This window comes from Micromonospora chalcea, from assembly GCF_028768405.1.
Classification (GTDB): domain Bacteria; phylum Actinomycetota; class Actinomycetes; order Mycobacteriales; family Micromonosporaceae; genus Micromonospora; species Micromonospora chalcea.
Genome location: NZ_CP118233.1, coordinates 546,446 through 572,716, shown reverse-complemented (window position 1 = coordinate 572,716; position 26,271 = coordinate 546,446). Strand labels below are relative to the sequence as shown.

Genomic DNA, 26,271 nt, shown 5'->3' with positions numbered 1-26,271 from the left:
GCACGGGGAGGACGCGATGACGCGCGAGGAGATGCTCGCCTACTGCCTGGCCAAGCCGGGAGCCTGGCTCGACCGGCCGTGGGAGGGCGACGAGGCGGTGAAGGTGGGCAGCCGGATCTTCGCGTTCCTCGGCTCGCCCGACGGTGAGGCGCGGGTCGGCGTGAAGTGCGGGGCGTCCCGCGAGGTGGCCGACGAGTGGCTGCACCGGTTCCCGGCCGACGCGCGCCCCTCCCCCTACATCGGCCGGTCGGGCTGGAACACGCTGCGGCTCTCCGGCGGCATCCCCGACGACGAGCTGGTCGAGGCGGTCGACGGGTCGTACGACGCGGTGGTGGCGAAGCTGCCGAAGCGCGAGCGCCCCACCGGTTGACCGGTGTGATCCGGGGGCAGGCGGGTGCCTGCCCCCGGATCAGCCGCAGGTCAGCGCGGGACGACCCGCTCGGCGGCCCACTCACGCCAGCCGGTCAGCTTGTCCGCCGCGGCGGCGAGCTGGTCGGCGACCGGGCCGGGCCCGGTGGAGCCGGGCGTGATGCGGGCGGCCAGCGCCGAACGCACCGACAGCACGTCGCGCACCGAAGGTTCCAGGTGCTCGCTGACGGCGGCCAGGTCGGCGTCGGACACCTCGTCCAGCGCGCAGTCCCGGGCCGCGCAGAGCGCCACCAGCTTGCCGGTGATCTCGTGCGCGTCGCGGAACGGCACGTTGCGCCGGACCAGCCAGTCGGCGACCTCGGTGGCGAGCGAGAAACCCGACGGGGCGCTCGCCACCAGCCGGTCCACCCGGACCGTCATCGTGGAGATCATCCCGGCCAGCGCGGGCAGCAGCAGCTCCAGCGTGTCGACCGCGTCGAACGCCGGCTCCTTGTCCTCCTGCATGTCCCGGTCGTACGTCATGGGCAGGCCCTTGAGCATGGTGAGCACGCTCATCAGGCCGCCGACCAGGCGGCCGGACTTGCCCCGGGCCAGCTCGGCGATGTCCGCGTTCTTCTTCTGCGGCATGATCGACGAGCCGGTGGCGAACGCGTCGTCCAGCTCGACCCAGCCGAACTCCTGCGACGTCCAGAGCACCACCTCCTCGCCGAGGCGGGACAGGTGCACGCCGATCATCGCGGTGACGAACAGGAACTCGGCGACGAAGTCGCGGTCCGCGACCGCGTCCATCGAGTTGGCGAACGAGGTACGAAAGCCCAGCTCCTTGGCGACCGCCACCGGGTCCAGCGGCAGCCCCGACCCGGCCAGCGCGCCCGCGCCGAGCGGGCTGATCGCGGTCCGCTCGTCCCAGTCGCGCATCCGCTCCAGGTCGCGCAGCAGCGGCTGCACGTGGGCCAGCAGCCAGTGCCCGAACGTCACCGGCTGGGCGTGCTGCAGGTGCGTCATGCCCGGCGCGGCGGTGTCCACGTGCCGCTCCGCCTGCTCGACGAGGGCCTCGGCCAGCTCGACCAGCCGGGCCGCCACCCCGCGGGCGTGGTCACGCAGGTAGAGCCGCAGGTCGGTGGCCACCTGGTCGTTGCGGGACCGGCCGGCGCGCAGCTTGCCGCCGAGGCTGCCCAGCCGCTCCAGCAGGCCACGCTCCAGCGCGGTGTGCACGTCCTCGTCGTCGACGGTCGGGCGGAACGCGCCGGAGGCGCACGCCGCCTCCAGGTCGTCCAGCGCGGCAAGCATCCGGCCCAGTTCGTCCGGGTCGAGCAGGCCGGCGCCGGCCAGGACCCGGGCGTGCGCGCGGGAACCGGCGATGTCGTACGGGGCGAGGCGCCAGTCGAACTGGACACTCACCGACAGCCGCGCGAGCGCCTCGGCGGGGCCGCCGGCGAACCGGCCGCCCCAGAGGCTCGTCCGGTTGGCGGGGGCGCTGTTCTCGGTCAGGCTCTTGTCGTCCACCCCACCCATTGTGGTGCCCCCCATCAGACTCCTCCCATCCGGGCGTCCCGCGCCGCCGCCATCCGGCTGGGCAGGCCCCACAACTGCACGAAACCCTTCGCCAGCGACTGGTCGAACGTGTCACCGGTGTCGTACGTGGCGAGGCCGAAGTCGTACAGGCTCGCCTCGGAACGCCGGCCGGTCACCACGGCCCGGCCGCCGTGCAGCCGCAGCCGCACCTCGCCGCTGACGTGCCGCTGCGCGTCGTCGATGAACGCGTCCAGCGCGCGCTTCAGCGGCGAGAACCAGAGCCCGTCGTAGACCAGCTCACCCCAGCGCTGGTCGACGCCGCGCTTGAACCGGGCCAGGTCCCGCTCGACTGTCACCGCCTCCAGCTCCTGGTGGGCGGTGATCAGCGCGACCGCGCCGGGTGCCTCGTACACCTCGCGGCTCTTGATGCCGACCAGTCGGTCCTCGACCATGTCGAGCCGGCCCACGCCGTGCGCCCCGGCGCGCCGGTTCAGCTCCCGGATCGCCTCGTACGGGGTGACCGTCTCGCCGTCGATCGCGACCGGGATGCCGGCGTCGAACGTGAGCACCACGTCGTCCGGGTCGCGTTCCGACGCCGGGTCGACGGTGTACGCGTAGAGGTCCTCGACCGGGGCGTTCCAGATGTCCTCCAGGAAGCCGGTCTCCACCGCGCGGCCCCACAGGTTCTGGTCGATCGAGTACGGCGACTTCGCCGACACGTCGATCGGCAGCCCCTTCTCCTCGGCGAACGCGATCGCCTTGTCCCGGGTCCAGGCGAAGTCCCGGGCCGGCGCGATCACCTTCAGGTCGGGCGCGAGCGCGCCCAGGCCGACCTCGAAGCGGACCTGGTCGTTGCCCTTGCCGGTGCAGCCGTGCGACACGATCGTGCCGCCGTGGCCGCGCGCCGCGGCCACCAGGTGCTTGACGATCAGCGGCCGGGACAGCGCGGACACCAGCGGGTACCGGTCCATGTAGAGGGCGTTGGCCCGGATGGCCGGCAGGCAGTAGTCGGCGGCGAACTCGTCGCGCGCGTCCACCACCTCGGCCTCGACCGCGCCGCAGTCGAGCGCGCGCTGCCGGATCACGGCCATGTCCTCGCCGCCCTGGCCGACGTCGACCGCCACCGCGATGATCTCCGCGCCGGTCTGCTCGGCCAGGTACGGAATGGCGACCGAGGTGTCCAGGCCCCCGGAGTACGCCAGCACGACCCGCTCGGTCACGTCGTGCTCCCTTCGACTGTGTCGTCCCGGCGGGCCCAGGCGGCGAGCCGCTCACCCAGCGCCGCCCCGCCGTCGGCCTCCCGGGCCACGACGAGGATGGTGTCGTCGCCGGCGATGGTGCCGACGATCTCGGTGAGGCCGGCCCGGTCCAGCGCGCTGGCGAGGTACTGGGCCGCGCCCGGCGGGGTGCGCAGCACCGCGATGTTGCCGCTGGAGTCGACGCCGTTGAGCAGCTCACGCAGCAGCCGGACCAGCCGGGCCGGCGCGCCCTCGGCGTCGCGCAGCGGCCGGTGCCCGTCCTCCGGGATCAGGTAGACGCCCCGCCCGTCACCGCCGCGCGCGGTCACCGCCCCCAGTTCCTTCAGGTCCCGCGACAGCGTGGCCTGGGTGACCTGGATGCCGTCCCCGGCGAGCAGGTCGGCCAGCTCGGTCTGCGAGTGGATCGGGGTGTCGCGGATCAGCTCGACGATGCGGGCGTGCCGCGCGGCGCGGGTCAGCGGAGCGGTCATGCGGATTCCTCCAGGAGAAACGTCAGCAGCGCCTTCTGGGCGTGCAGCCGATTCTCCGCCTGGTCGAACACCGCGCTGTGCGGGCCGTCGAGCGCCTCGTCGGTGATCTCCTCGCCCCGATGGGCGGGCAGGCAGTGCAGCACGATCACGTCGGCGTCGGCGTGGCCGAGCAGCGCGGCGTTGACCTGGTACGGCAGGAACGGCGTGATCCGGTCCAGCCCGTCGGCCTCCTGTCCCATCGACGTCCAGGTGTCGGTGGCGACGACGTGCGCGCCGCGTACCGCCTCGGCCGGGTCGGTGAGCACCTGGACCGAGCCGCCGGTGGTGGCGGCGATCTTCTCCGCGCGGGCCACGATCTCCGGGTCCGGCTGAAACCCGGCCGGGCCGGCGATCCGCACGTGCATCCCGGCGGTCGCGCCGGCCAGCAGGTACGAGTGGGCCATGTTGTTCGCCGCGTCGCCCACGTACGCGAGGATCCGCCCGGCGGTGCCGCCGAAGCGCTCCCGCACGGTGAGCAGGTCGGCCAGCATCTGGCAGGGGTGGTACGTGTCGGTGAGCGCGTTGACCACCGGCACCGTGGCGTGCTCGGCGACCTCGGCGATCCGGTCGTCGCCGTGGGTGCGCAGCACGATCGCGGCGACGTAGCGGGACAGCACCCGGCCGGCGTCGGCGAGCGTCTCGCCGCGGCCGAAGTGGGTGACCTGGGTGTCCACCACCAGCGGGTGCCCGCCCAGTTCGGCGATGCCCACGTCGAACGAGATCCGGGTCCGCAGGCTCTGCTTGTCGAACAGCACCGCCACCGACTTCGGCCCGGCCAGCGGCTGGTGGCCGTACCGGTCGGTCTTCATCCGGGCGGCGAGGTCGAGCACGGCGGCCTGCTCGGCGGGCGTGAGGTCGTCGTCGCGCAGGAAGTGGCGGATCATGCGGGAGCCTCCGTCGGGGTCGTGGCGTCGGACGCGGCGTCGTCGGCGGTCGCTGCGGCGTCGGTGGAAGGGTGCGGCGCGGCGGCGGACAGCGCGGCGGGCAGCGCGGCGACGAAGGCGTCGGCCTGCGCCACGGTGAGGATCAGCGGCGGGGCGAGCCGGATCACGTCCGGCTGCACCGGGTTCACCAGGAAACCCGCGTCGCGCAGCGCTGCCGCCGCGGCGGCGGAGACCGGCTGGTCGAGCACGATGCCGAGCAGCAGGCCGGCACCGCGCACCTCGCGGACCAGCGGGTGACCGAGCGCCTCGACGCCGCGCCGCAGCCGCTCGCCGACGCGCTTGACGTGGTCGAGCAGGCCCTCGTGCGCGATCGTGGAGACGACCGCGAGCGCGGCGGCGCAGCTGATCGGGTTGCCGCCGAACGTGGTGCCGTGCGAGCCGGGGGTGAGCAGGTCGGCGGCCCGGCCGAAGGCCAGGCAGGCGCCCAGCGGCAGTCCGCCGCCGAGGCCCTTGGCGAGCGTGATGACGTCCGGCTCGACGCCCTCGGCCTGGTGGGCGAACCAGTGGCCGGTCCGGCCGATGCCGGTCTGCACCTCGTCCAGCACCAGCAGCGCGCCGTGCGCGGCGGTGATCCGCCGGGCCGCGGCGAGGTAGCCGGGCTGCGGGACGACCACGCCGTTCTCGCCCTGGATCGGCTCGATGATCAGCATGGCGGTGTCGTCGGTGACCGCCTCGGCCAGCGCGTCGGCGTCGCCGAACGGCACGTGCGTCACGTCGCCTGGTAGCGGGCGGAACGGGTCGGCCTTGGCGGGCTGCCCGGTCAGCGCCAGCGCGCCCATGGTCCGGCCGTGGAAGCCGCCGTGGGTGGCGACCACGTGCCGGCGGCCGGTGAGCCGGGACAGTTTGAACGCCGCCTCGTTGGCCTCCGCGCCGGAGTTGGCGAAGAACACCCGGCCGGGGCGGCCGGCCAGCGCGAGCAGCAGCTCGGCCAGCGCCACCGGCGGCTCGGCGACGAACAGGTTGGACACGTGCCCGAGCGTCGCGACCTGCTTGCTGACGGCGGCCACCACCGCCGGGTGGGCGTGGCCGAGCGCGTTGACGGCGATGCCACCGAGCAGGTCGACGTACTCCCGGCCGGTCTCGTCGGTCACGACGGCGCCGGAGCCGGAGACGAGCGCCAGCGGCGGCGTGCCGTAGTTGTCCATCATGGTGGCGTTCCACCGCTGCACCAGCGTGCTCATGAGTCGATCACCATGGTTCCGAAGCCCTCCGACGTGAACACTTCCAGCAGCGTGGAGTGGGCAACCCGGCCGTCGACGACGTGCGCGGCGGGCACTCCCCCGCGCACCGCCCGCAGGCAGGCCTCCATCTTCGGGACCATGCCCGACTCCAGGGACGGCAGCAGCTTCGCCAGGTCGTCCGCGGTGATCTCGCTGACCAGGCTGGACGTGTCCGGCCAGTCGGCGTACAGGCCCGGGACGTCGGTCAGCACGACCAGCTTGCGGGCGTCCAGCGCCACCGCGAGCGCGGCGGCGGCGGTGTCCGCGTTGAGGTTGTGCAGCACCCCGTCGGCGTCCGGCGCGACTGTCGAGATGACCGGGATCCGGCCGGCGGCGATCAGGTCGGTGACCGCCGAGACGTTCACCGACTCCACGTCGCCCACCTGGCCCACGTCGACCGCTTCGCCGTCCACGTACGCGGGACGGCGCACGGCGGTGAACAGCCCGGCGTCCTCGCCGGAGAGGCCGACCGCGTACGGGCCGTGCGCGTTGATCAGCCCGACCAGTTCCCGGCCGACCTGGCCGACCAGGACCATCCGGACCACGTCCATCGCCTCCGGGGTGGTGACCCGCAGGCCGCCCCGGAACTCGCTGGCGATGCCCAGCCGGCCGAGCATGGCGGAGATCTGCGGGCCGCCGCCGTGCACCACCACCGGCTTCAGGCCGGCGTAGCGCAGGAACACCATGTCGGCGGCGAACGCCCGCTGCAGTTCCGGGTCGACCATGGCGTTGCCGCCGTACTTGACCACGACGGTGGCGCCGGAGAAGCGGGCCAGCCAGGGCAGCGCCTCGATCAGCGTGGCGGCCTTGGCCTGGGCCCGGGTGAGGTCAGCACTCAAGTTCATGTGGAATAGGCCGAGTTCTCGTGTACGTACGCGTGGGACAGGTCGTTGGTCCAGATGGTGGCGGTGTCGACGCCGGCGTGCAGGTCGATCCGGACGGTGACGCCGCGGCCGGTGAGGTCCACCTTGGCGCGGTCCTCGGCGGCGGCGCCGCCCCGGCACACCCAGATGCCGTTGACCGCGACGTCGACGCCGTCCGGCTCGAACACGGCGGTGGTGGTGCCGACCGCGGCGAGGATGCGGCCCCAGTTCGGGTCGTTGCCGAACAGCGCGGTCTTGACCAGGTTGTTGCGGGCCACCGTACGGCCCACCTCGACCGCGTCGTCCTCGCTGGCCGCGCCGACCACCTCGATCGCGACCTCCTTGGTCGCGCCCTCGGCGTCGGCCAGGAGCTGCTGGGCCAGGTCGTGGCAGGCGGCGGTGACCGCGGCGGTCAGCTCCTCGGCGGTCGGCTCGATCCCGGACGCGCCGCTTGCCAGCAGCAGCACCGTGTCATTCGTGGACATGCAGCCGTCGGAGTCGATCCGGTCGAACGTGATCCGGGTGGCGGCGCGCAGCGCGGCGTCCAGGGCGTCCGGCCCGGCCACCGCGTCGGTGGTGAGCACGCAGAGCATGGTGGCCATGGCCGGGGCGAGCATGCCCGCGCCCTTGGCCATGCCGCCGACGGTCCAGCCCGTACCCTGCGCCACTGTCGTCTTGGGCCGGGTGTCGGTGGTCATGATGGCCTCGGCGGCCGCCGGGCCGCCGTCGCGGGACAGGCCGCGCACCGCGTCGCGTACGCCGGGAAGCAGCTTGTCCATCGGCAGCCGCTCGCCGATCAGGCCGGTCGAGCAGACCGCGACCTCGCCCGCGCCGACGATGAGCCGCGCGTTCGCCGCGGTGATCGCGGCGGCGGTGTGCTCGGCGGTGGCGTGCGTGTCCTGGAACCCGGCCGGGCCGGTGCAGGCGTTCGCGCCGCCGGAGTTGAGCACTACGGCGCGCACGACGCCGCCGTGCACGACCTGCTGGCTCCAGAGCACCGGCGCGGCCTTGACCCGGTTGGCGGTGAAGACACCGGCGACACCGGCGTCCGGGCCGTCGTTGATCACGAGGGCGACGTCGGGCGCGCCGGAGGACTTCAGCCCGGCCGCGACACCTGCGGCGCGGAACCCACGGGGGACGGTGACGCTCACGGGGCCACTCCAAACACGGACAGACCGGTGGTCTCGGGGAGACCCACCATCAGGTTGGCGTTCTGCACGGCCTGGCCGGCCGCGCCCTTGCCCAGGTTGTCGATCGCGCTGACCACGATCACCCGCCCCGAGTCGACGTCCACGGTCGCCTGGAGGTGGCAGGCGTTCGAGCCGGCGGTGGCGGCGGTGTGCGGCCACGCGTCCTCGGGCAGCACGTGCACGAACGGCGCGTCGGCGTAGGCGGCGGCCAGCACCGCGCGCGGGTCGGCGTCGCCGGTGGGCACGGCGGTGACGGTGGCCAGGATCCCCCGGGGCATCGGCGCGAGCACCGGGGTGAAGGACAGGCCGGTCGCGCCGGTGGCCTGCTTGATCTCCGGCACGTGCTGGTGCGCGCCCACCTTGTAGGGCGACAGGTCGCCCATCACCTCGCTGCCGAGCAGGTGGGTCTTGGCGGCCCGGCCCGCGCCGGAGGTGCCGGAGGCGGCGACCACCACCACGTCGTCGGGGCGTACCGCGCCGGCCGCGATCAGCGGCGCCAGCGCCAGCGTGGTCGCCACCGCGTAGCAGCCGGTGCTGGCCACCCGCGACGCGGCGGCGATCTCGGCCCGCTGGCCGGGCAGCTCGGGCAGCCCGTAGGTCCAGGCGCCGGCGTGCTCCCCGCCGTAGTAGCGGGACCAGGCGCCGGCGTCACGCAGCCGGTGGTCCGCGCCCAGGTCGACCACCTTGACCGTGTCGGGCAGCGCCGCGGCGAGCGCCGCGGACTGCCCGTGCGGCAGGGCCAGGAAGACCAGGTCCGCGTCGGCCAGGGTCGCCGGTTCGGTCGCGGCGAAGACCAGGTCCAGGCCGGCGAGCTGCGGGTGTACGGCGGTGACCGGCTGACCGGCCTGGGTGTGCGCGGTGGCGGCGATCAGCTCGAACTCGGGGTGACCGGCGAGCAGGCGCAGCAGTTCGCCCCCGGCGTATCCACTCGCCCCGGCCACCACTGTTCGAATGCCCATACCCACCTCCGCATGACTATGCAGAGAAGGGTACCGGTCGGGGCGACCTCATCGCAAGGTCATACGGCGCGCTGCATAGCCATGAGACGACGTTCACGGGCGGCTCGCGTGCGCGCGGTGTTAAAAGGGGCCCCCTCCTCTACCGGAGGCGTTAAGAGGGGGCCCCTCCTTTCAGGCGCCGCGCAGGGTGGCGCCGAAGCGCTCGGCGGCGACAGCGACCGCCGCGTCGCGCGCCGCCACCGCCTCCTCGCCCGCGAGGGTCCGGTCCGGGGCGCGGAACGTCAGCTTGTACGCCAGCGACTTGCGCCCCTCGCCGAGCTGCTCGGAGGTGTAGACGTCGAACAGGCGGACGTCCTCCAGCAGCGCGCCCGCGCCCTCGACCAGCGCCGCCCGCACCTCGGCGGCCGGCACCGCGTCGTCCACCACGAGCGCCACGTCGATCAGCGCCGGCGGGAACGTGGAGATGGTCGGGCCGGCCACCAGGGGGGCGGCGGGCAGCGCGTCCAGGTCCAGCTCCATGGCGCTGGTACGCCGGGGCAGCTCCAGCGCGGCCAGCACGGCCGGGTGCAGCTCACCGGCGTGGCCGACGACCACGTCGTCCACCACCAGTTCGGCGCAGCGGCCCGGGTGCCAGGGCGCGCGCTCCCCGGCCCGTACCGTCACCCGGTCGGCGGGGATCCCGGCGGCGTCGAGCACGGCCCGGCCCGCCTCGATCGCGTCGGCCCAGCCGGCCGCGCGGCCCGCGCCCCACCAGCCGGCCGGCTCGATCTCACCGGTCAGCGCCACCGCGACGTGCCGCGGCTGGGCAGGTACCACCGCGTCGGCGGCGGCGAACTCCTCGTCGGTGGGCCGCCGGTCCACGCCCATCGCGGGCGGGGCGCCGGCGCCGGGACGCGGGTGGAAGACGGTGCCGATCTCGTAGATCGCCACGTCCCGCTGACCCCGGCCGACGTTGCGCCTGACGATGCCGAGCAGCGGGCCGAGCAGCGTGGTGCGCAGCAGCGGCTCCTCCTCCGACAGCGGGTTCGCCAGGCGTACCGCGGGGCGGCGCGGGTCGTCGGCGGGCAGGCCGAGCTGGTCGACCAGTTCCGGCGCGACGAACGGCTGCGCCAGCACCTCGACGTAGCCGCGCTCGGCGAGCGAGCGGGCGACGGCCCGGCGGCGCTGCTGCTGCCAGGTCAGGCCCCGGCCGGGCGGCGCGGTGGGCAGCACCGACGGCACCCGGTCGTAGCCGTCGAGGCGTACCACCTCCTCCACCAGGTCGGCCGGGTCGGTCAGGTCGGGCCGCCAGCTCGGCGGCGTCACGGTCAGCACCTCACCCGCGCCGGAGCCGACCCCGGCCGTGCCCGGGTCCTCGGCGAGCCGGTCCGCGCCGCGCGTGACTGTGCAACCGACCTGCTCCAGCAGCTCCACCACCCGGTCCGGCGAGTAGGACACGCCGACCCGCCGCGACGGCAGGTCCACCGGCAGCGTCACCGGCGTACGCGGCGCGACGTGGTCGATGTCGAGCACCTCGTCGCCGGCCGTGCCGCCGGCGAGGTCGGTGAGCAGCCGGACCGCCTTGTCCAGCGCGACCAGCGGCAGCGCCGGGTCGACGCCCCGCTCCCACCGCTTCGCCGCCTCGCTGAACAGCTTGTGCCGCCGCGCGGTACGGCCGACGGTCGCCGGGTCCCAGTGCGCCGCCTCGAACAGCACGTTCGTGGTGGAGGCGAGCACCTCGCTGGTCTCGCCGCCCATCACCGCGGCCAGCGAGATCGGACCGGTGTCGTCGCAGATCACCAGGTCCTCGGCGGACAGCGAGCGGCTCACCCCGTCCAGCGTGGTCAGCTTCTCCCCCGGCTCGGCGCGGCGCACCACGAGCGGCCCGGCGATCCGGTCCGCGTCGAAGGCGTGCATCGGCTGGCCGAGTTCGAGCATCAGGTAGTTGGTGATGTCGACGGCGAGCGAGATGCTGCGTACGCCGGCCACGGTGAGCCGCTGCCGCATCCAGCCCGGCGTCTCCACAGTCGGGTCGACGCCGCGCACCATCCGCGCCGCGAACCGGTCGCAGCCGACCGGGTCACGGACCTCCACCGGGTACGCGGGCTCGGCGGTCGCGCCGGGCGCGGGCGCGTCGGCCGGGTCGCGGAACGGCACGCCGAGCGCGTGCGACAGCTCCCGGGCGATGCCGCGCACGCTCAGCGCGTACCCGCGGTCCGGGGTGATCTCCATCTCGACCACGACGTCGTCCAGGCCGACGACGGGCCGGGCGTCGTCGCCGGGCTGGGCCTTGACGTCCTCGGGCAGCACGACGATGCCCGAGTGGTCGTCGCCCAGTCCCAGCTCCTGGGCCGAGCAGATCATGCCGTGGGAGTTGCGCCCGTACGTCTTGCGCGCGCCGATCGCGAACCCGCCGGGCAGCACGCCGCCGGGGAGGATCACCACGACCTTGTCGCCCTGGGCGAAGTTGCGCGCCCCGCAGACGATCTCCTGCGGCTCGCCGGTGCCGTTCGCGGCGCCGACGTCGACCCGGCAGAAGCGGATCGGCTTCTTGAAGCCGGTCAGCTCCTCGATCTCCAGTACCTCGCCGACGACCAGCGGGCCGGTGACGGACTCGCGCAGGTCCACCACGGACTCGACCTCGATGCCGAGGTCGACCAGCGCCTGCTCCAGGTCGCCGGTGGGCAGGTCGGCCGGCAGGTCGACGTACTCGCGCAGCCAACTGACAGAAACTCGCATGACTGTTAAACCACCGTTCCCGTAGCTCAGGCGCCGAACGCGCGGGTGAACCGCACGTCGCCCTCGGCCATGTCCCGCATGTCGCTGACGCCGTGCCGGACCATCACGGTCCGGTCGATGCCCATGCCGAACGCGAATCCGGAGTAGACCTCCGGGTCGATGCCGCAGGCGCGCAGCACCCGCGGGTTGACCATGCCGCAGCCGCCCCACTCGACCCACTGCGGACCGTCCCGGTGCTCCGGGAACCAGACGTCGAACTCCGCCGACGGCTCGGTGAACGGGAAGTAGTGCGGCCGCCAGCGGGTCTTCGCGCCCTCGCCGAACATGGCCCGGGCGAAGTGGTCGAGCGTGCCGCGCAGGTGCGCCATGGTGATGCCCTTGTCCACCACGAGGCCCTCGACCTGGTGGAAGACCGGCGCGTGGGTGGCGTCCAGCTCGTCGGTGCGGTAGACCCGGCCGGGCACCACCACGTAGATGGGCGGCTTGCGGCTGAGCATGGTGCGCGCCTGCACCGGCGACGTGTGGGTGCGCAGCACCAGGCCCGAGCCCTCGGGTGCGATGTGGAACGTGTCCATCAGGCCGCGCGCCGGGTGGTCGGCCGGGATGTTCAGCGCGTCGAAGTTGGTCCACTCCAGCTCGACCTCGGGACCCTCGGCCACCTCGTAGCCCATGCCGATGAACAGGTCACTGATCTGCTCCATCAGCACGCTCAGCGGGTGGCGGGCGCCACGCGGCCGGCGGTCGTACGGCAGGGTCACGTCGACCCGCTCCTCGACCAGCACCCGCTCGGCCTGCTCGCGCTCCAGGATCTCCTGCCGGGCGGCGTACGCGGACTCGATCGCGCGGCGGGCCTCGTTGACCCGCTTGCCGGCGTCGGCCTTCGCGGCCGGCGGCAGCGCGCCGATCTCCCGGCGCGCCAGCGACACCGGGGACCGGTCGCCGAGGTGCGCGGGGCGCAGCGCGGTGAGCGCGTCCGGGTCGGTGGCGTCGGCGAACGCCTTCTCGGCGTCGGCCACTGCTCCGGCCAGGGCGTCCGGGTCGAGCAGGGCGACCTGCTTCGGGTCGTACGGATCGTTGCGGTAGCTCATGGTGAACGGGCACTCCCTCACGGCGGCGCCGACCCTCACGGGTGGCTAGGCGAGTCTACGGACGCGCGGCTTCGCCGCAGCCCGCCGGTGGGGAGTCGTGCAGGGGGAAGGGTCAGGCCCGCCGCCCGCCGACACCGGCGGGCTGGCTAAACGAACGCCGTGGCGCGTTCATGACGAGGCGGACTCCCCTGCTGTCTCTCGCGTGCCCCGGGGGACACGCAGTGCTCTGGCGGAAGAATACAGGCAGACAGCGGCAGCCGCAGCCAGGTTCAGGCTCTCCGCGCGCCCGTGCAGCGGCACCCGGACCCGGGCGTCGGCGGCGGCGGTCAGCTCCTCGGGCAGGCCGTGCGCCTCCGATCCGAACAGCCACGCTGTCGGTGCGGCCAGCCTTCCCGCGTCGGCGAGGTCGTCCAGGTCGCTGTCGCCGTACCCGGTGGTGGCGAAGATCTTCAGGCCGGCGGTCCGCAGCGCCTCGACGGCCGCGAGCGGGTCGGCGGCGCGCACCACGTCGACGTGGAAGAGGCTGCCGGCGGAGGCCCGCACACACTTGCCGTTGTAGGGGTCGACCGCCTCGCCCGCGAAGATCACCGCGCCCGCCCCGGCCGCGTCGGCGGTGCGCAGCACGGTGCCGGCGTTGCCCGGGTCGCGGATCCCGGCGAGCACCGCGACCAGTCGCGGTCCGCGCGCCACGGCCTGCGCCAGGGGTACGTCGAGGTGCCGGCACACCGCCACCAGTCCCTGCGGCGCGACCGTCTCGGCCAGCGCGACGAGCGCGTCGTCGGTCACCTCGGAGACCGGCACGTCGGCCCGGGCGGCCGCGGCGGCGAGGTCGGCGTACCTGTCGAGCGCCGCCGGGGTGCCGAACAGCTCGACCACGGTGCCGGCGCAGACCAGCGCCTCCCGGACCGCCTGCGGCCCCTCGGCCAGGAACCGGCCGGCCTGGTCGCGGTCGCGCCGGCGGTGCAGCCGGCGGGCCGCCACGACCCTGGGGGTACGCGGGGTGAACGGTCCGGGAACGGCGTCGAGACGCCTCCCCTGCGAATGTGACTGCATGGGAGACGCCTCGATCTGCCGTACGGGGTGGGTCAGGCGGCCTGAGCCGCGGCGCCACCGGTGCCCTCGGCCGCCACGGCGGCGCGGGCCAGCTCGACGATCGCCGCGAACGAGGCGGCGTCGTTGACGGCCATGTCGGCCAGGATCTTCCGGTCGACCTCGATGCCGGCCAGGCGCAGGCCCTGGATCAGCCGGTTGTAGGTCAGGCCGTTGGCCCGGGCGCCGGCGTTGATCCGCTGGATCCAGAGCTGCCGGAAGTCGCCCTTGCGGTCGCGACGGTCCCGGTAGGAGTACTGCATCGAGTGCAGCACCTGCTCCTTGGCCTTGCGGTACAGCCGGGAGCGCTGACCGCGGTAACCGCTCGCGGTCTCCAGCAGGGTACGACGCTTCTTCTGGGCGTTCACAGCCCGCTTGACGCGTGCCATCTCAACTCCTTCTTCGGTTCAGGTGGCTCGCGTCAGCGGCCGAGCAGCTTCTTGATGCGCTTGACGTCGGCCTTGGCCAGCTCGACGGTGCCGGTCAGCCGACGGGTCTGGGTGCTGGGCTTCTTCTCCAGGTTGTGGCGAAGGCCGGCCTGCTGGGCAACGATCTTGCCCTTGCCGGTCACCTTGACCCGCTTGCCCATACCCGTGTGGCTCTTCATCTTCGGCATTGGAACGTCTTCTCCCCTGTTACTGGCCGCTGGTCTCAGCGGTCGTACCGGTCTCGCCGGCTGCTGCGGTGTCGCCGGCCGCCGGGGTCTCGCCGGCCGGAGCGGCCGGTTCCTCCGCGGCCCGGTCGCGCGGTCCACCGCGGGACGCCGTGGCGGCGACCGCGGAGGCCTTGACGGCCCGGTGCGGAGCGAGAACCATGATCATGTTGCGGCCGTCCTGCTTCGGAGCGGCCTCGACGTATCCCAGGTCCGTGATCTCGGACTCGAGCCGGCGCAGGAGCCGGTAACCCAGCTCCGGGCGGCTCTGCTCCCGACCGCGGAACATGATCGTCACCTTGACCTTGTCGCCAGCCTTGAGGAACCGCACCACGTGACCCTTCTTGGTCTCGTAGTCGTGCGGGTCGATCTTCGGCCGGAGCTTCATCTCCTTGATGACGGTCTGCTGCTGGTTACGCCGCGCTTCGCGCGCCTTGAGTGCGCTCTCGTACTTGAACTTGCCGAAGTCCATGAGCTTGCACACCGGCGGGCGCGCCATCGGCGCAACCTCGACCAGGTCCAGGTCGACGTCCGCGGCCAGCTGCAGGGCGCGCTCAAGCGGGACGATGCCCACCTGCTCACCCTCAGGGCCGACCAGTCGGACCTCACGTGCCCGGATCTGCTCGTTCACGCGTGGTTCGACGCTGATGGGGCCTCCTCGAGTCGAGTCTCCTACGGTGCCGACTCCGCGGGCTCCCGGGCGGGAGCCGACCCGGAAAGCAGAAGGCCCCGGCGTATGCCAGGGCCCACTCGACCGGTCGGCACGATCACAGGATCGCGCATCCGGCGCCGGGACGTGCCCGAAACCGGGGACCGGACCCGGCCACCGTGGCGGCGACTCGGGTGGGAGCGGGCGCTCCGCTTCACGACCGCCCGCGCGTCAGGGACGGGGGCAGTCTGGTCGACTCCGCAACACTACACCCTCGGCCCAGGCCCGCCCAAACCGGGCTCGCTGGTCAGCGGGGTGCCGACTGGCCGGCGGACAGCGCCGCCAGGTGCGCCTGGTGCAGCCGGCGCAACGCGCGGACCGCCTCGACCGCGCTCTCCTTGTCGGCGGCCTGCAACGCGACCATCGGGAGCAGGTCGTCGTCGTGCAGCTCCAGGCTGGCCCACGGGGCGCCCCTGTCGAACCGGACCCCGCGGATCACCTCCCACGGCAGCTCGTACGAGCTGAACACGTTGCGCACCCGGACGCCCTTGGCGTCGGCGACCACGCGCGGGCGGGTGAACAGCAGGAAGCCGAGCGCACCGAACACGCCCAGGCCGATCATGGCGAACTGGTCGCCGCGCTGGAACGTGCCGTAGCCGTTGCCGGTGGCGCCGGTCAGCGACGTCGCGACGAGGCTGAACACGACGAACAGCGTGACGGCCGACACCCAGCACACGACCCGGACGCGGCGGGGTCGCACGGTCACCACGGAATCGCTCACCCGACCAGTCTGCCATCCGGTTCGCGCGCATCTTCGGCCGCCACACGGTCCGGGCCGCGCCGGCGCAGGCTGGTGACCACCACGGCGAGCAGCGTGAGCAGGGCGCCGGCCAGCACCGGCAGCCGCACGCCGGGCCCGCCGGGCAGGACCAGGTCCAGCAGCAGCGCGCCACCGAGCTGCCCGGCCACCAGCGCCAGGCCGGTGCGCAGCACCCCGGCGGCGCGTACGCCGACCAGCAGGGAGAGCACGATGCCGACGCCGAGCAGGCCGCCGGCGTAGAGCCACCACTGGCCGGGCCAGCGGGGCTGGCTCGCGAGCGCGCCGGTCAGCGCCGCCACCGCGCCGATCACCACGGTGCTGACCGCGAAGTTGACGGCGAGCCCGGCGGCCGGGCCCACGGTGGCGGCGACCCGGCCGTTGAGCGCGGACTGCGTCGCCACCGCCAGCCCGCCCAGGACGCAGAGCAGCACCAGCCCGACCGCCAGTTCGCCGACCGGGCGGCCGAGCTGGGCGAGCGCGACCGCGCCGACGCCGAGCACCGCCCCGCCGACGCGGGGCACGGTGAGCGGCATCCGCCCGGTCGCGGCCAGCCCGGCCCGGTCCACCGCCAGGCCGCCGAGGCTGCCGCCGGCCACCTGGGCGATGGTGAACACCGCCACCCCGAGCACGGGCACCACCACCGGCGCGACCAGTACGATCACCGCGCCGCCCACCCCGCCCAGGTAGGTCCACCAGGGCAGCCCGGAGCGGCGCAACGCGGCCAGCCCGGCGCGCATCGACGGCAACGCCACGATCCCGGCCAGCACCAGCAGGCAGCCGCCGAGGTTGTTGACGACCGCGCCGAGGACCGGGGCGCCGGTCCGCTCCCCCATCTCGGCGTTGACCACGCCCTGGGCGGCGGACGCCACGCCACCGGCCACGACCACCGCGAGCGCGGCCGGGAGCGGCAGCGGCCTCACAGGCGGCAGGCGTGGATGTTGGTGACCAGGATCGCGCGGGCGCCCAGCTCGTACAGCTCGTCCATGATCCGGTGCACGTCGTCGCGGAGCACCATCGCCTGCACCGCGACCCAGCCCTCCCGGTGCAGCGGCGAGACCGTCGGCGACTCGATGCCGGGGGTCAGCGAGCTGGCCCGGTCGAGCAGGCCGGCCGGCACGTCGTAGGCGAGCATCACGTAGCGCCGGGCGACCAGGACGCCGTGCAGCCGGCGCAGCAGCTGCTCGTGCTGGGTGCCGCCGGGCGTGCCGGCGCGGCGGACCAGCACCGCCGAGGAACGCAGCAGCGGCTCGCCGAACACCACCAGGCCGGCCTGGCGCAGCGTCGCGCCGGTCTCCACCACGTCGGCGACCACGTCGGCCACGCCGAGGCGGATGGCGTTCTCCACCGCGCCGTCCAGGCGGATCACGTCGGCCTTGACGCCCAGCTCGGCCAGGTGCCGCTCGACCAGACCCGGGTACGCGGTGGCGATCCGGTGCCCGCCCAGATCCCGGACGTCGTCCACGTCCTGCGGGCGGGCGGCGAACCGGAAGGTGGCCTGGGCGAAGGCGAGGTCCACCACCTCCTCGGCCGGAGCGCCGGAGTCGATCAGCAGGTCCCGCCCGGTGATGCCGACGTCGAGGTCACCGGAGCCGACGTAGGTGGCGATGTCCTTGGGGCGCAGGTAGAAGAACTCGATGTCGTTGGGCTCGTCCCGGCAGACCAGGTCCTTCGGGTCGGTGCGCTGGCGGTAGCCCGCCTCGCGCAGCATCTGGGCCGCCTTCTCGGCCAGGGCGCCCTTGTTGGGTACTGCGACACGCAGCATGGGAGTGCTCCTTCGTTCGATCGGATGATCAGCGGACGGGCACTCACAGATGTCGGTAGACGTCCTTCAGTTCCAGACCGGTCGCGAGCATCAGCACCTGCGCCTGGTAGAGCAGCTGGGAGATCTCCTCGGCGGCCCGCTCCGGGCCCTCGTGCTCGGCGGCCATCCACGACTCGGCCGCCTCCTCGACGACCTTCTTGCCGATGAAGTGCACGCCCTTCGCGAGCGCGTCGACCGTGCCCGAGCCCGGGGTGCCGGCGGCGGCCTTGGCCTGCAGCTCGGCGAACAACTCCTCGAACGTCTTCACGGAAGGCGATTCTTCCAGCCGCTGCTGGTGACGGGCCGGGTGGGTCAGGCGAAGCCGACGCGGTGGGCGGACTGGGCGTCCAGGCCGCGAATCGCGAGGGCGGCGTCCAGCGCGGCCACCGTCGCCGACCAGCCCTTGTCCTCGGCCGAGCCGGGCAGCCCGGCCCGGTCCCGGGCCTGCTCGACGGTGTCCACCGTCAGCACCCCGTGCGCCACCGGCTTGCCCTCGTCCAGCGCCACCCGGGTCAGCCCCTCGGTGACCGACTGGCAGACGTAGTCGAAGTGCGCCGTCGCGCCGCGTACCACGACGCCGAGCGCGACCACCACGTCGAAGCGGCGGGCCATCGCCTGGGCCACCACCGGCAGCTCCACCGAGCCTGCCACCCGGGCCACCACGGCCCGCGCCCCGCACGCCTGCGCGGCGGCCACCGCCCGCTCGGTCATGTGGTCGGTCAGCTCGCCGTGCCAGCGGGCGGCCACCACGCCGACAGTCATGCCGGCGGCGTCCACCGCGCTCACGCCCGGCTCCCCGAAACCCGCCATCGCCCTACGCTCCGATCTCGTCACCGGCGACCGGGCGGCCCATCGGCGCCTCGGTCACCTCGTCCAGTCCGTCCAGCAGGTGACCCATCCGGTCCCGCTTGGTGCGCAGGTAGCGCACGTTCTCCGGGTTGGACCGCACGGGCAGCCCCTCCCGGCCGGTCACGGTGAGCCCGTACCCCTCCAGCCCGGCCCGCTTGGCCGGGTTGTTCGTCAGCAGCCGCATCGAGCGGACGCCCAGGTCGTAGAGGATCTGCGCGCCGGTGCCGTAGTCGCGGGCGTCCGCCGGCAGGCCCAGGTCGAGGTTCGCGTCCACGGTGTCGCGGCCCTGGTCCTGGAGCTGGTACGCCTGCAGCTTGTGCAGCAGGCCGATGCCCCGGCCCTCGTGCCCGCGCACGTAGAGGACCACGCCGCGGCCCTCGGCCGCGACCCGGGCCAGCGCGGCCTGCAACTGCGGCCCGCAGTCGCAGCGCAGCGAGCCGAACACGTCGCCGGTGAGGCACTCGGAGTGCACCCGCACCAGCACGTCCCGCCCGTCGCCGAGGTCGCCCATGACCAGCGCGACGTGCTCGGCCGGGTCGTGCTCGGCGCGGTAGCCGAGCGCCTTGAACACGCCGTACGGGGTGGGCATCCGGGCCTCGGCGGCCAGCTCGACCTGCTTCTCGGTGCGCCGCCGGTAGGCGATCAGATCCGCGATGGTGACCAGCGTCAGGCCGTGCTCGGCGCAGAACTTCTCCAGGTCCGGCAGGCGCATCATGGTGCCGTCGTCGTTCACCAGCTCGCACAGCACCCCGGCCGGGCGCAGCCCGGCCATCCGGGTCAGGTCCACCGCCGCCTCGGTGTGCCCGGGTCGACGCAGCACCCCGCCGGCGCGGGCGCGCAGCGGCACCACGTGGCCGGGCCGGGCCAGGTCGGTCGGGTCGGTGGCGGCGTCGGCGAGCAGCCGGATGGTGTGCGACCGGTCGGCGGCCGAGATGCCGGTGCTGACGCCCTCCCGGGCGTCCACCGTCACGGTGTATGCGGTGCCGCGCCGGTCCTGGTTGGTGTGGTGCATCGGCGGCAGGTCGAGCCGGTCGCACTCGTCCTCGGTCAGCGGCACGCAGATGTAGCCGGAGGTGTAGCGGACCATGAACGCGACCAGCTCCGGGGTGGCCAGCTCGGCCGCGAAGATCAGGTCGCCCTCGTTCTCGCGGTCCTCGTCGTCGACCACGACCACGGGGCGCCCGGCGGCGATGTCCGCCACCGCCTGCTCGATCGATCCGAAAGTGGTCATGCCACTGCCTCCGAGTACGTCGCCGGGATCGGGGCGGGCGCGGTCGCGACGGCCCGGGAGGTGCGCCACCAGCTGTACAGGCCGGCCGCGCAGAACGCGCCGTAGACCAGGTACATGGCGGCCGACGGGTAGAAGCCGCCGCGCAGCAGCAGCGGTACGCCGACCGCGTCGACGGCGATCCAGATCAGCCAGAACTCGACCCAGCCGCGGGCCATGCCGTACGTGGCGAGCAGGCTGCCGACCAGGATCCAGGCATCAGGCAGCGGCCCCCACGAGCCGAGCGCGGCGAGCACCGGGTACGCGGCGGCGGTGCCGACGACGGCGGCCACGAGCAGGCCGAGCCGCTCCGGCCAGGTGGCCCAGCGCGGCACCACGGCCGGCTCGTCCCCGCCACCGGCACGCCGGTTGCGCGACCAGCGCCACCAGCCGTACACGCTGACGGCGAAGAAGAAGACCTGCCGGCCGGCCTGGCCGTAGAGGTCGTGCGCCTGCGGGGTGACGAAGACGCCGCCGAGGAACACGGTGAGCAGCAGCGCGTTGCCGATCATGCCGACCGGCCAGGCCCACACCACCCGGCGCAGCCCGAGCAGCGCCGAGGCGAGCCCGAAGCCGTTGCCGACGATCTCCCGGACCAGCACCGGCGAGCCGGCCACGTGCACCTGGGCGTCGAGCAGCCAGCCGAGCGGGCCCATCACCGCACGCTTCCCGCGCCGCGGTCGCCGAGCAGCCGTTCGACGTACTTGGCCAGCACGTCGACCTCCAGGTTGACCGGGTCGCCGACCTGCTTCGTGCCGAGCACGGTGAGCTTGAGCGTGGTGGGGATCAGGCCGACCGAGAACCAGTCGTCGCCCGCCTCGGCGACGGTCAGCGACACGCCGTCGACGGTGATCGAGCCCTTCTCCACCACGTACCGGGCCAGCCCGTCGGGCAGCCGGAACCGGACGGTCTCCCACTGCGCGGCCGGCTCCCGGGCGACGATCTCGCCGACGCCGTCGACGTGGCCCTGCACCAGGTGCCCGCCGAGGCGGCTGTTGAGCGCGGCGGCGCGTTCCAGGTTGACCGGGTCGCCGGGGCGCAGCGCCCCCAGCGCGGTGCGGCGCAGCGTCTCGCCCATCACGTCGGCGGTGAACACACCGCCGTCGACGTCGACAACGGTCAGGCAGACGCCGTTCACCGCGATGGAGTCGCCGTGCCGGGCGTCCGAGGTGACGAGCGGGCCACGGATGGCGACCAGGGCGGAGTCGTCGCCGGTCTCGGTGCTCCGGACGATCTCGCCCAGCTCCTCGACGATGCCGGTGAACATGTCAGGCCTCCCTCTTCCGGGGCAGCGCGGTGATCCGCAGGTCGGGACCGACCCGCGTAACGTCGGTGATCTCCAGATCGATGGCGTCGGCGATGGTGCTCACGCCGGCGTCGAGCAGCGCGGTCGGGCCGGCGCCGAGCAGCTTCGGCGCGACGTACCCGACGATCTTGTCGACCAGGCCGGCGGCGAGGAACGCGCCGGCCAGCGTCGGCCCGCCCTCCAGCAGCGCGGCCCGCACGCCGCGGTGGTGCAGCTCCGCGAGCAGCGCCGCCAGGTCGACCCGGCCGTCCGGCCCGGCGCCGACCTCCGCGGCGGTGGCCACCCAGGTGCGGGCGGCGCCGTCGCGGACCCGGGCCTCGGCCGGGGTACGCCCCGAGCTGTCCACCACGACCCGCAGCGGCTGCCGGATGGCCAGGGTGCCGTCGCGCAGGTTGCGGGCGGTGAGCCGGGGGTCGTCGGTGAGCACGGTGCCCACCCCGGCGAGCACCGCGTCGACGGTGCCGCGCAGCGCGTGCACGTCGATCCGGGCCGCCTCGGAGGTGATCCACATGCTGGTGCCGTCGGCGGCGGCCGAACGCCCGTCGAGCGTGGCCGCGTACTTCCAGATCAGGTACGGCCAGCCCCGGCGCATCGAGGTGAGCCAGGCGACGTTGCCGGCCTCGGCCTCCTGGGCGCGTACCCCGAGGGTCACCTGGACCCCGGCGGCGCGCAGCGTGGCCGCGCCGCCGGAGGCGACCGGGTTGGGGTCGGGCACGGCGACCACGACGCGGGCCACCCCGGCGGCGATGAGCGCGTGGCTGCAGGGGCCGGTGCGGCCGGTGTGGTCGCAGGGCTCCAGGGTGACCACAGCGGTGCCGCCGCGGGCGCGGGCGCCGGCCTGGGCCAGCGCGACGATCTCGGCGTGCGGGCCGCCGGCGTAGGCGTGGAAGCCCTCGCCGACGACCTCGCCGTCGGTGTCGAGCAGCACGCAGCCGACGACCGGGTTGGGGCTGGTGGCGCCGAGGCCGCGCGCGGCCAGTTCGATGGCACGACGCATCGCCTCGTCGACGGAGACGCTCGCCATGGCCGTCTGTCCTCCCGCTCGCCGGTCGCGCGCGGGCGGGTTCGGGAGCAGCGGCCACAAAGCCGCGGACACGCGGCGGCGGAGAACCCGGGGACGGCGTCGCCGACCCCGGGGAGCCCACGCGGCGGCTGAGGGTGCTCAGCGGCCGGCAGGGGCCTCCCCCGTTCCGCGCGCTGTCTCCCATCCGGACTGTCTGGGGGCGGACGAGCCGCACCCCAACCGTCGGCCCCGGATTCTCACCAGGTCCACCGTCCGGCCGAAGCCGTCCGGGTCGCGGGCTTACCACGGTCGGACCGTGGATCACCGCCGGTTCGGAATTTCACCGAGCCCCGCCAGCGCGTGGTGGGTATACGGGAAGTCTTACACGTTCCGGCCGGGTGCGCGCCACAGAGGCGAGCTACCTCACAGGAGCGCTCAGGTGACGCCGCGCCGGCGGTCCACCGCCACGTACGAGCCGGGCTGGCTCTTGGCCACCGTCTTCATCTCCGAGGCCACCGCGATGGCCTCCAGCGGGTCGGTGAACCGCTTGCCGGAATCGGACAGCGACACCCCGATGGAGAGCGTGACGAGCGCGGCGCGGCGGATGTTGCCGCGCCGGTCCTTCAGCTCGACGAAGCCGCGTTCCCGGTCGGTGGCGTCGTAGAGCGCGTCCGCGGCCTTCTCGAAGTCGACAACGGCCCGGCTGGTCAGCGGCCGGACCTGGCTGGGCGCGCAGACGATCACGAAGTCGTCGCCGCCGACGTGCCCGAGGAACGCCGGCGGCAGCCCGATCGACACCACCGCCCGGTGCAGGCTGCGGGCCAGCGCCGAGATGAACTCGTCGCCGCGCACGAAGCCGTACCGGTCGTTGACGCTCTTGAACCGGTCGATGTCGATGTAGCCCACGGCGTAGTCGACGCCGTTGCGGACCCGGTCGCTGATCTCCCGCCGGATCCGGCTGTTGCCGGGCAGGCCGGTCAGCGGCGAGACCTCGCGGAACTCCTTGTTGCGCCGCAGCGTGGAGTTGACCCGGGCCACCAGCTCCAGCGTGTCGAACGGCTTGACCAGGTAGTCGTCGGCGCCGACGCTGAGCCCGTTGACCTTGTCCTGGGTCATCCCCTTGGCGGTCAGCATGATCACCGGCAGCGCGGAGGTCATCGGGTCGGCGCGCAGCCGCCGGGTCAGCTCCAGGCCGTCGACGCGCGGCATCATCAGGTCCACCACCGCCAGGTCGGGCCGCTGCCGCTCGATGATCTCCAGCGCCTCCTGGCCGTCACTGGCGTGCAGCACCTCGAAACCGTGCAGGCGCAGGTTGAACTCGACGAAGCGGGCGATGTCCTCGTCGTCGTCGACGACCAGGATGACGTCGGGGCGCTCGCCGGCCGCGTCCATCTCAGGCCCCGGTCATCGCACGTTCCGCCAGGCCCCGCAGGCGGCGTACCGCCTCCGCGGGATCGTCGGCGCCGTAGACGGCGGTGCCCGCGACGAACGCGTCGGCCCCGGCCGCGGCGGCCTGCTCGATGGTGTCCGCGGCGATGCCGCCGTCGACCTCGATGCGCAGCTCCAGGTGGCCGCTGTCGACGTGCCGGCGGGCGGCGCGCACCTTGTCCAGCAGCTGCGGCAGGAACCGCTGGCCGCCGAAACCGGCCTTGATCGTCATGATCAGCAACGTGTCGAAGCTCGGCAGCAGCTCCAGGTACGGCTCGATCGGGGTGTCCCGGTCGATCGCCAGGCCCGCCTTCGCCCCGGCCGAGCGCAGATCCTTGGCCAGCGCCACCGGGTCGTCGCACGCCTCGGCGTGGAACGTGACGTTGTACGCCCCGGCGTCGGCGTACCCGGGCGCCCAGCGGCGCGGATCGGTGATCATCAGATGCACGTCGAACGGGATCTCGGTCACGGCGCGCAGGCTCTGCACCACCGGCAGCCCGATGGTCAGGTTGGGCACGAAGTGGTTGTCCATGACGTCGACGTGCAGCCAGTCGGCGGCGGGCTCCACGGCACGGACCTCGTCGGCGAGGCGGGCGAAATCGGCGGCCAGGATGCTCGGCGCGACGATCGGCGGCGGTACGGTCACCGGGCCAGTGTACGAACGCGGTGATCCGGAGGTCGCGGCACGGCTCCCGGAGCGACAGGTGGTGAGCCTTCCGTCACCCGTGGTGCACCATCGGGCCGTCCGGAGCGGAAAACGGCACGAATAGTCGTCGGTGACTAGCCGATCGATTGAAAGATGACGAAACTCCTACAGGGACGGTCACGTATGCTGCACGCCCGGGCGCGGGGGACGCCGGTCGGGCCTATGGCGACCGGCTGCCATCTCTCCCGGAAGGGGCGGACGATGCGACGGTGGCTCCACGTGCTCGCGCTGGCCGGCGCCGCGACTGCGGTGCTCGCCGGCTGCGCTCAGACACACCGGGCCGATGGCGACCTGATCGACGACTGGGCGGCGCTGCCGGCGCCGCGGCTGTTCGTACCGGCGACAGACGCGTGCCTGCCCCGGCTCACCACGGTGGTGGCCGCCGCCACGTACGAGACCGTCGACTGCGCGGGCAGCCACCTGGCCGAGACGGTGCACGTCGGCACGTTCACCGGGCCGGAGACGCTCGGCGACCGCCCCGAGCCGGGCACCCCGGCGCTGCGGACCGCGCGCGCCGAGTGCGACCGGAGCGCCCGGGAGATGATCGGCGGGGACTGGCACGCCGCCCGGCTCACGCTGAACATCGCGCTGCCGACGGTGGCCGCCTGGGGCGCCGGCGCGCGCTGGTTCCGCTGCGACCTGGCCGAGACCGACAGCATCGACAACACCCGTCCGATCAACCGGGTCGGCAGCCTGCGCGGCGCGCTGGTCGGCGACAACCCGCTCGTGCACAGGTGCTTCGACCCGAAGCTGATCGGCAAGAACCTCAACTACATGGCCCCGGTGCTCTGCACCGAGCCGCACCGCGCAGAGTTCGTCGGCGTGTACGAGGAACGCGACATGAGCTGGGCGGAGTTCACCAAGGGCGCGCCCGCCACGCACCGGCGCTGCATGACGCTGATCGCCCAGTTCGCCGAGGTGCCGGACAACGCCGAGCTGCCGTACCGGGCCGGGTCCATCTACTACCCACCGTCGCAGCGGGAGTGGGAGGAGGGCGACCGGGGGGTGCGCTGTTTCCTGTGGAGCGACGACCGCAAGCTCAACCGATCGGTGCGCGGCGCCGGTCCTGAGGGGCTCCCGGTGACCTGATCGGCTGCCGTATGCTGCACCGCCGAGGCGTACCGGGGGGCCGGTCGGCTCCGGACGCACGGGGAGGTCGGTCGCGATGCGGCGTTTGTGGGTGGCGGTCACCGTGTCAACGGTGGCGGCGCTGGCGCTCGGCGGCTGCGCCGCGCCGGCCGGAGTGGACCGCGACCTGACCGACGACTGGCCCGCGTTCGCCGCGCCGGTCGGCTTCGTGCCGAGCACCGGGGCCTGTCACCCCACCGTCGCCGACGTCGGCTACCTCAGCGGCTACCAGCCGGTCGACTGCGCCGCCACCCACCGCGCCGAGACGCTGCACGTCGGCACGATGAGCGGCCCGGAGGCGGAGCGCTCCGCCCCGCCGCGCACCGGCTCGGCCGGTATGCGCGCCGCGCACGGCGACTGCGCCCGCCAGGTCACCCAGGCCCTCGGCGGGGACTGGCGCTCCGGGCGGCTGCGGCTGTCGGTGGTCTTCCCCTCGGCGCTCGCCTGGTCCGGCGGGGCCCGCTGGTACCGCTGCGACGTCGCCGAGGTGACCGACCTGGACCAGGGCGACGTGGCCGAGCGCACCGGCAGCCTGCGGGGCGCGCTGAAGCCCGGCTCGAAGCTGGCGCTGGGCTGCTTCAACCCGAAGATGAGCAAGGACGACGTGCAGGAGATGCGGCCGGTGGCCTGCACCGCGAAGCACCACGCCGAGTTCGTCGGCGTCTACCAGGCGCCGGACATCAGCTACGCCGAGTTCGAGCGCACCCCGCTGCGTACGCACAAGGCGTGCCGCGGGCTGATCGCCAAGTACGCGAAGCTGCCCGACGACGGCAACATGCAGTACCGGGCCGGCACCATCATCTACCACCCGTACGCGGAGCAGTGGCGCGACGGCGACCGGGGCGTGCAGTGCTTCCTCTGGGTCTCCGACCGGACGCTGACCCGCTCGGTGAAGGGCGCGGGCGCCAAGGCGCTGCCGATCACCTGAGCCACGGGCGG

The 26,271-nt window shown here is 73.8% G+C and carries 28 protein-coding genes and 1 riboswitch; of the genes, 3 read left to right on the top strand and 25 right to left on the bottom strand.

Annotation, left to right across the window (positions count from 1 at the left end; genetic code table 11):
• Positions 1-16: 16 nt before the first annotated feature.
• Positions 17-370, top strand: coding sequence for an MmcQ/YjbR family DNA-binding protein (locus tag PVK74_RS02655; RefSeq protein ID WP_274478075.1), 354 nt, complete (start codon positions 17-19; stop codon positions 368-370).
• Between the two features lie 50 nt (positions 371-420).
• On the opposite strand, the gene argH is transcribed toward PVK74_RS02655, so the two are convergent.
• The 25 genes from argH to rpe form a co-directional block, all read right to left on the bottom strand.
• A complete protein-coding gene (argH, locus tag PVK74_RS02650; protein WP_274479239.1) occupies positions 421-1,884 on the bottom strand; it encodes an argininosuccinate lyase in 1,464 nt (487 codons plus the stop codon).
• A gap of 14 nt (positions 1,885-1,898) precedes the next feature.
• Positions 1,899-3,104, bottom strand: coding sequence for an argininosuccinate synthase (locus PVK74_RS02645; protein ID WP_274478074.1), 1,206 nt, complete (start codon positions 3,102-3,104; stop codon positions 1,899-1,901).
• A complete protein-coding gene (locus PVK74_RS02640) occupies positions 3,101-3,613 on the bottom strand; it encodes an arginine repressor (protein ID WP_043324920.1) in 513 nt (170 codons plus the stop codon). Before PVK74_RS02640 ends, PVK74_RS02645 begins: the two co-directional genes overlap by 4 nt.
• On the bottom strand, positions 3,610-4,536 hold the full coding sequence (gene argF, locus PVK74_RS02635) for an ornithine carbamoyltransferase (RefSeq protein WP_043324921.1): 927 nt from the start codon (positions 4,534-4,536) through the stop codon (positions 3,610-3,612). The genes PVK74_RS02640 and argF overlap by 4 nt, the downstream gene beginning before the upstream one ends.
• On the bottom strand, positions 4,533-5,777 hold the full coding sequence (locus PVK74_RS02630; protein WP_274478073.1) for an acetylornithine transaminase: 1,245 nt from the start codon (positions 5,775-5,777) through the stop codon (positions 4,533-4,535). Before PVK74_RS02630 ends, argF begins: the two co-directional genes overlap by 4 nt.
• A complete protein-coding gene (gene argB / locus PVK74_RS02625; RefSeq protein WP_043324923.1) occupies positions 5,774-6,661 on the bottom strand; it encodes an acetylglutamate kinase in 888 nt (295 codons plus the stop codon). The genes PVK74_RS02630 and argB overlap by 4 nt, the downstream gene beginning before the upstream one ends.
• Entirely contained in the window at positions 6,658-7,830 is a 1,173-nt protein-coding gene (gene argJ / locus PVK74_RS02620) for a bifunctional glutamate N-acetyltransferase/amino-acid acetyltransferase ArgJ (RefSeq protein WP_113973129.1), read from the bottom strand. The genes argB and argJ overlap by 4 nt, the downstream gene beginning before the upstream one ends.
• A complete protein-coding gene (gene argC, locus PVK74_RS02615) occupies positions 7,827-8,828 on the bottom strand; it encodes an N-acetyl-gamma-glutamyl-phosphate reductase (RefSeq protein ID WP_274478072.1) in 1,002 nt (333 codons plus the stop codon). The genes argJ and argC overlap by 4 nt, the downstream gene beginning before the upstream one ends.
• Positions 8,829-8,999: 171 nt before the next feature.
• Positions 9,000-11,546 carry a phenylalanine--tRNA ligase subunit beta gene (pheT, locus tag PVK74_RS02610; RefSeq protein WP_187693145.1) on the bottom strand — a complete coding sequence of 849 codons (2,547 nt, stop codon included), beginning with the start codon at positions 11,544-11,546 and terminating at the stop codon, positions 9,000-9,002.
• A 26-nt stretch (positions 11,547-11,572) separates the two neighbouring features.
• The gene (pheS, locus tag PVK74_RS02605) at positions 11,573-12,634 is read right to left on the bottom strand and encodes a phenylalanine--tRNA ligase subunit alpha (protein ID WP_043324926.1); all 1,062 of its coding nucleotides are present in this window, start codon (positions 12,632-12,634) and stop codon (positions 11,573-11,575) included.
• Positions 12,635-12,802: 168 nt separating this feature from the next.
• Positions 12,803-13,687 (bottom strand): TrmH family RNA methyltransferase, encoded by an 885-nt coding sequence (locus PVK74_RS02600; protein ID WP_274478071.1) that lies wholly within the window; start codon positions 13,685-13,687, stop codon positions 12,803-12,805.
• A gap of 32 nt (positions 13,688-13,719) precedes the next feature.
• Positions 13,720-14,112 (bottom strand): 50S ribosomal protein L20, encoded by a 393-nt coding sequence (rplT, locus tag PVK74_RS02595; RefSeq protein ID WP_043324928.1) that lies wholly within the window; start codon positions 14,110-14,112, stop codon positions 13,720-13,722.
• 32 nt (positions 14,113-14,144) lie between these two features.
• A complete protein-coding gene (gene rpmI, locus PVK74_RS02590; RefSeq protein WP_026267805.1) occupies positions 14,145-14,339 on the bottom strand; it encodes a 50S ribosomal protein L35 in 195 nt (64 codons plus the stop codon).
• 19 nt (positions 14,340-14,358) lie between these two features.
• The gene (gene infC, locus PVK74_RS02585) at positions 14,359-15,006 is read right to left on the bottom strand and encodes a translation initiation factor IF-3 (RefSeq protein WP_043324929.1); all 648 of its coding nucleotides are present in this window, start codon (positions 15,004-15,006) and stop codon (positions 14,359-14,361) included.
• A gap of 325 nt (positions 15,007-15,331) precedes the next feature.
• Positions 15,332-15,805 (bottom strand): PH domain-containing protein, encoded by a 474-nt coding sequence (locus PVK74_RS02580; protein WP_030502474.1) that lies wholly within the window; start codon positions 15,803-15,805, stop codon positions 15,332-15,334.
• A complete protein-coding gene (locus PVK74_RS02575) occupies positions 15,802-16,764 on the bottom strand; it encodes a DMT family transporter (protein WP_113973132.1) in 963 nt (320 codons plus the stop codon). Before PVK74_RS02575 ends, PVK74_RS02580 begins: the two co-directional genes overlap by 4 nt.
• Complete coding sequence (gene hisG / locus PVK74_RS02570; protein WP_043324931.1) at positions 16,761-17,606, bottom strand: ATP phosphoribosyltransferase; 846 nt, start codon at positions 17,604-17,606, stop codon at positions 16,761-16,763. Before hisG ends, PVK74_RS02575 begins: the two co-directional genes overlap by 4 nt.
• A 43-nt stretch (positions 17,607-17,649) precedes the next feature.
• The gene (locus PVK74_RS02565) at positions 17,650-17,913 is read right to left on the bottom strand and encodes a phosphoribosyl-ATP diphosphatase (RefSeq protein ID WP_043324932.1); all 264 of its coding nucleotides are present in this window, start codon (positions 17,911-17,913) and stop codon (positions 17,650-17,652) included.
• 44 nt (positions 17,914-17,957) lie between these two features.
• The gene (gene ribH, locus PVK74_RS02560) at positions 17,958-18,455 is read right to left on the bottom strand and encodes a 6,7-dimethyl-8-ribityllumazine synthase (protein WP_043324935.1); all 498 of its coding nucleotides are present in this window, start codon (positions 18,453-18,455) and stop codon (positions 17,958-17,960) included.
• Positions 18,456-18,459: 4 nt separating this feature from the next.
• On the bottom strand, positions 18,460-19,725 hold the full coding sequence (locus tag PVK74_RS02555; RefSeq protein ID WP_113973134.1) for a bifunctional 3,4-dihydroxy-2-butanone-4-phosphate synthase/GTP cyclohydrolase II: 1,266 nt from the start codon (positions 19,723-19,725) through the stop codon (positions 18,460-18,462).
• Positions 19,722-20,417, bottom strand: a complete 696-nt coding sequence (pnuC, locus tag PVK74_RS02550; RefSeq protein ID WP_030502479.1) for a nicotinamide riboside transporter PnuC — start codon at positions 20,415-20,417, stop codon at positions 19,722-19,724. Before pnuC ends, PVK74_RS02555 begins: the two co-directional genes overlap by 4 nt.
• The gene (locus PVK74_RS02545; protein WP_064448497.1) at positions 20,417-21,028 is read right to left on the bottom strand and encodes a riboflavin synthase; all 612 of its coding nucleotides are present in this window, start codon (positions 21,026-21,028) and stop codon (positions 20,417-20,419) included. Before PVK74_RS02545 ends, pnuC begins: the two co-directional genes overlap by 1 nt.
• 1 nt (position 21,029) lies before the next feature.
• Positions 21,030-22,091: a bifunctional diaminohydroxyphosphoribosylaminopyrimidine deaminase/5-amino-6-(5-phosphoribosylamino)uracil reductase RibD gene (ribD, locus tag PVK74_RS02540; protein ID WP_043324937.1), complete on the bottom strand. Its 1,062-nt coding sequence runs from the start codon at positions 22,089-22,091 to the stop codon at positions 21,030-21,032.
• 168 nt (positions 22,092-22,259) lie between these two features.
• A riboswitch (FMN riboswitch) is annotated at positions 22,260-22,432 on the bottom strand.
• 73 nt (positions 22,433-22,505) lie between these two features.
• Positions 22,506-23,462, bottom strand: a complete 957-nt coding sequence (locus PVK74_RS02535; RefSeq protein WP_043324938.1) for a response regulator — start codon at positions 23,460-23,462, stop codon at positions 22,506-22,508.
• Position 23,463: 1 nt separating this feature from the next.
• On the bottom strand, positions 23,464-24,144 hold the full coding sequence (rpe, locus tag PVK74_RS02530) for a ribulose-phosphate 3-epimerase (RefSeq protein WP_043324939.1): 681 nt from the start codon (positions 24,142-24,144) through the stop codon (positions 23,464-23,466).
• A 261-nt stretch (positions 24,145-24,405) separates the two neighbouring features.
• Between rpe and PVK74_RS02525 the strand changes: the two genes are divergently transcribed.
• Together PVK74_RS02525 and PVK74_RS02520 are read left to right on the top strand one after the other, a co-directional pair.
• On the top strand, positions 24,406-25,293 hold the full coding sequence (locus PVK74_RS02525) for a septum formation family protein (RefSeq protein WP_043324940.1): 888 nt from the start codon (positions 24,406-24,408) through the stop codon (positions 25,291-25,293).
• A 76-nt stretch (positions 25,294-25,369) separates the two neighbouring features.
• Positions 25,370-26,260 carry a septum formation family protein gene (locus PVK74_RS02520; RefSeq protein WP_043324941.1) on the top strand — a complete coding sequence of 297 codons (891 nt, stop codon included), beginning with the start codon at positions 25,370-25,372 and terminating at the stop codon, positions 26,258-26,260.
• The last annotated feature ends 11 nt before the right edge of the window (positions 26,261-26,271 follow it).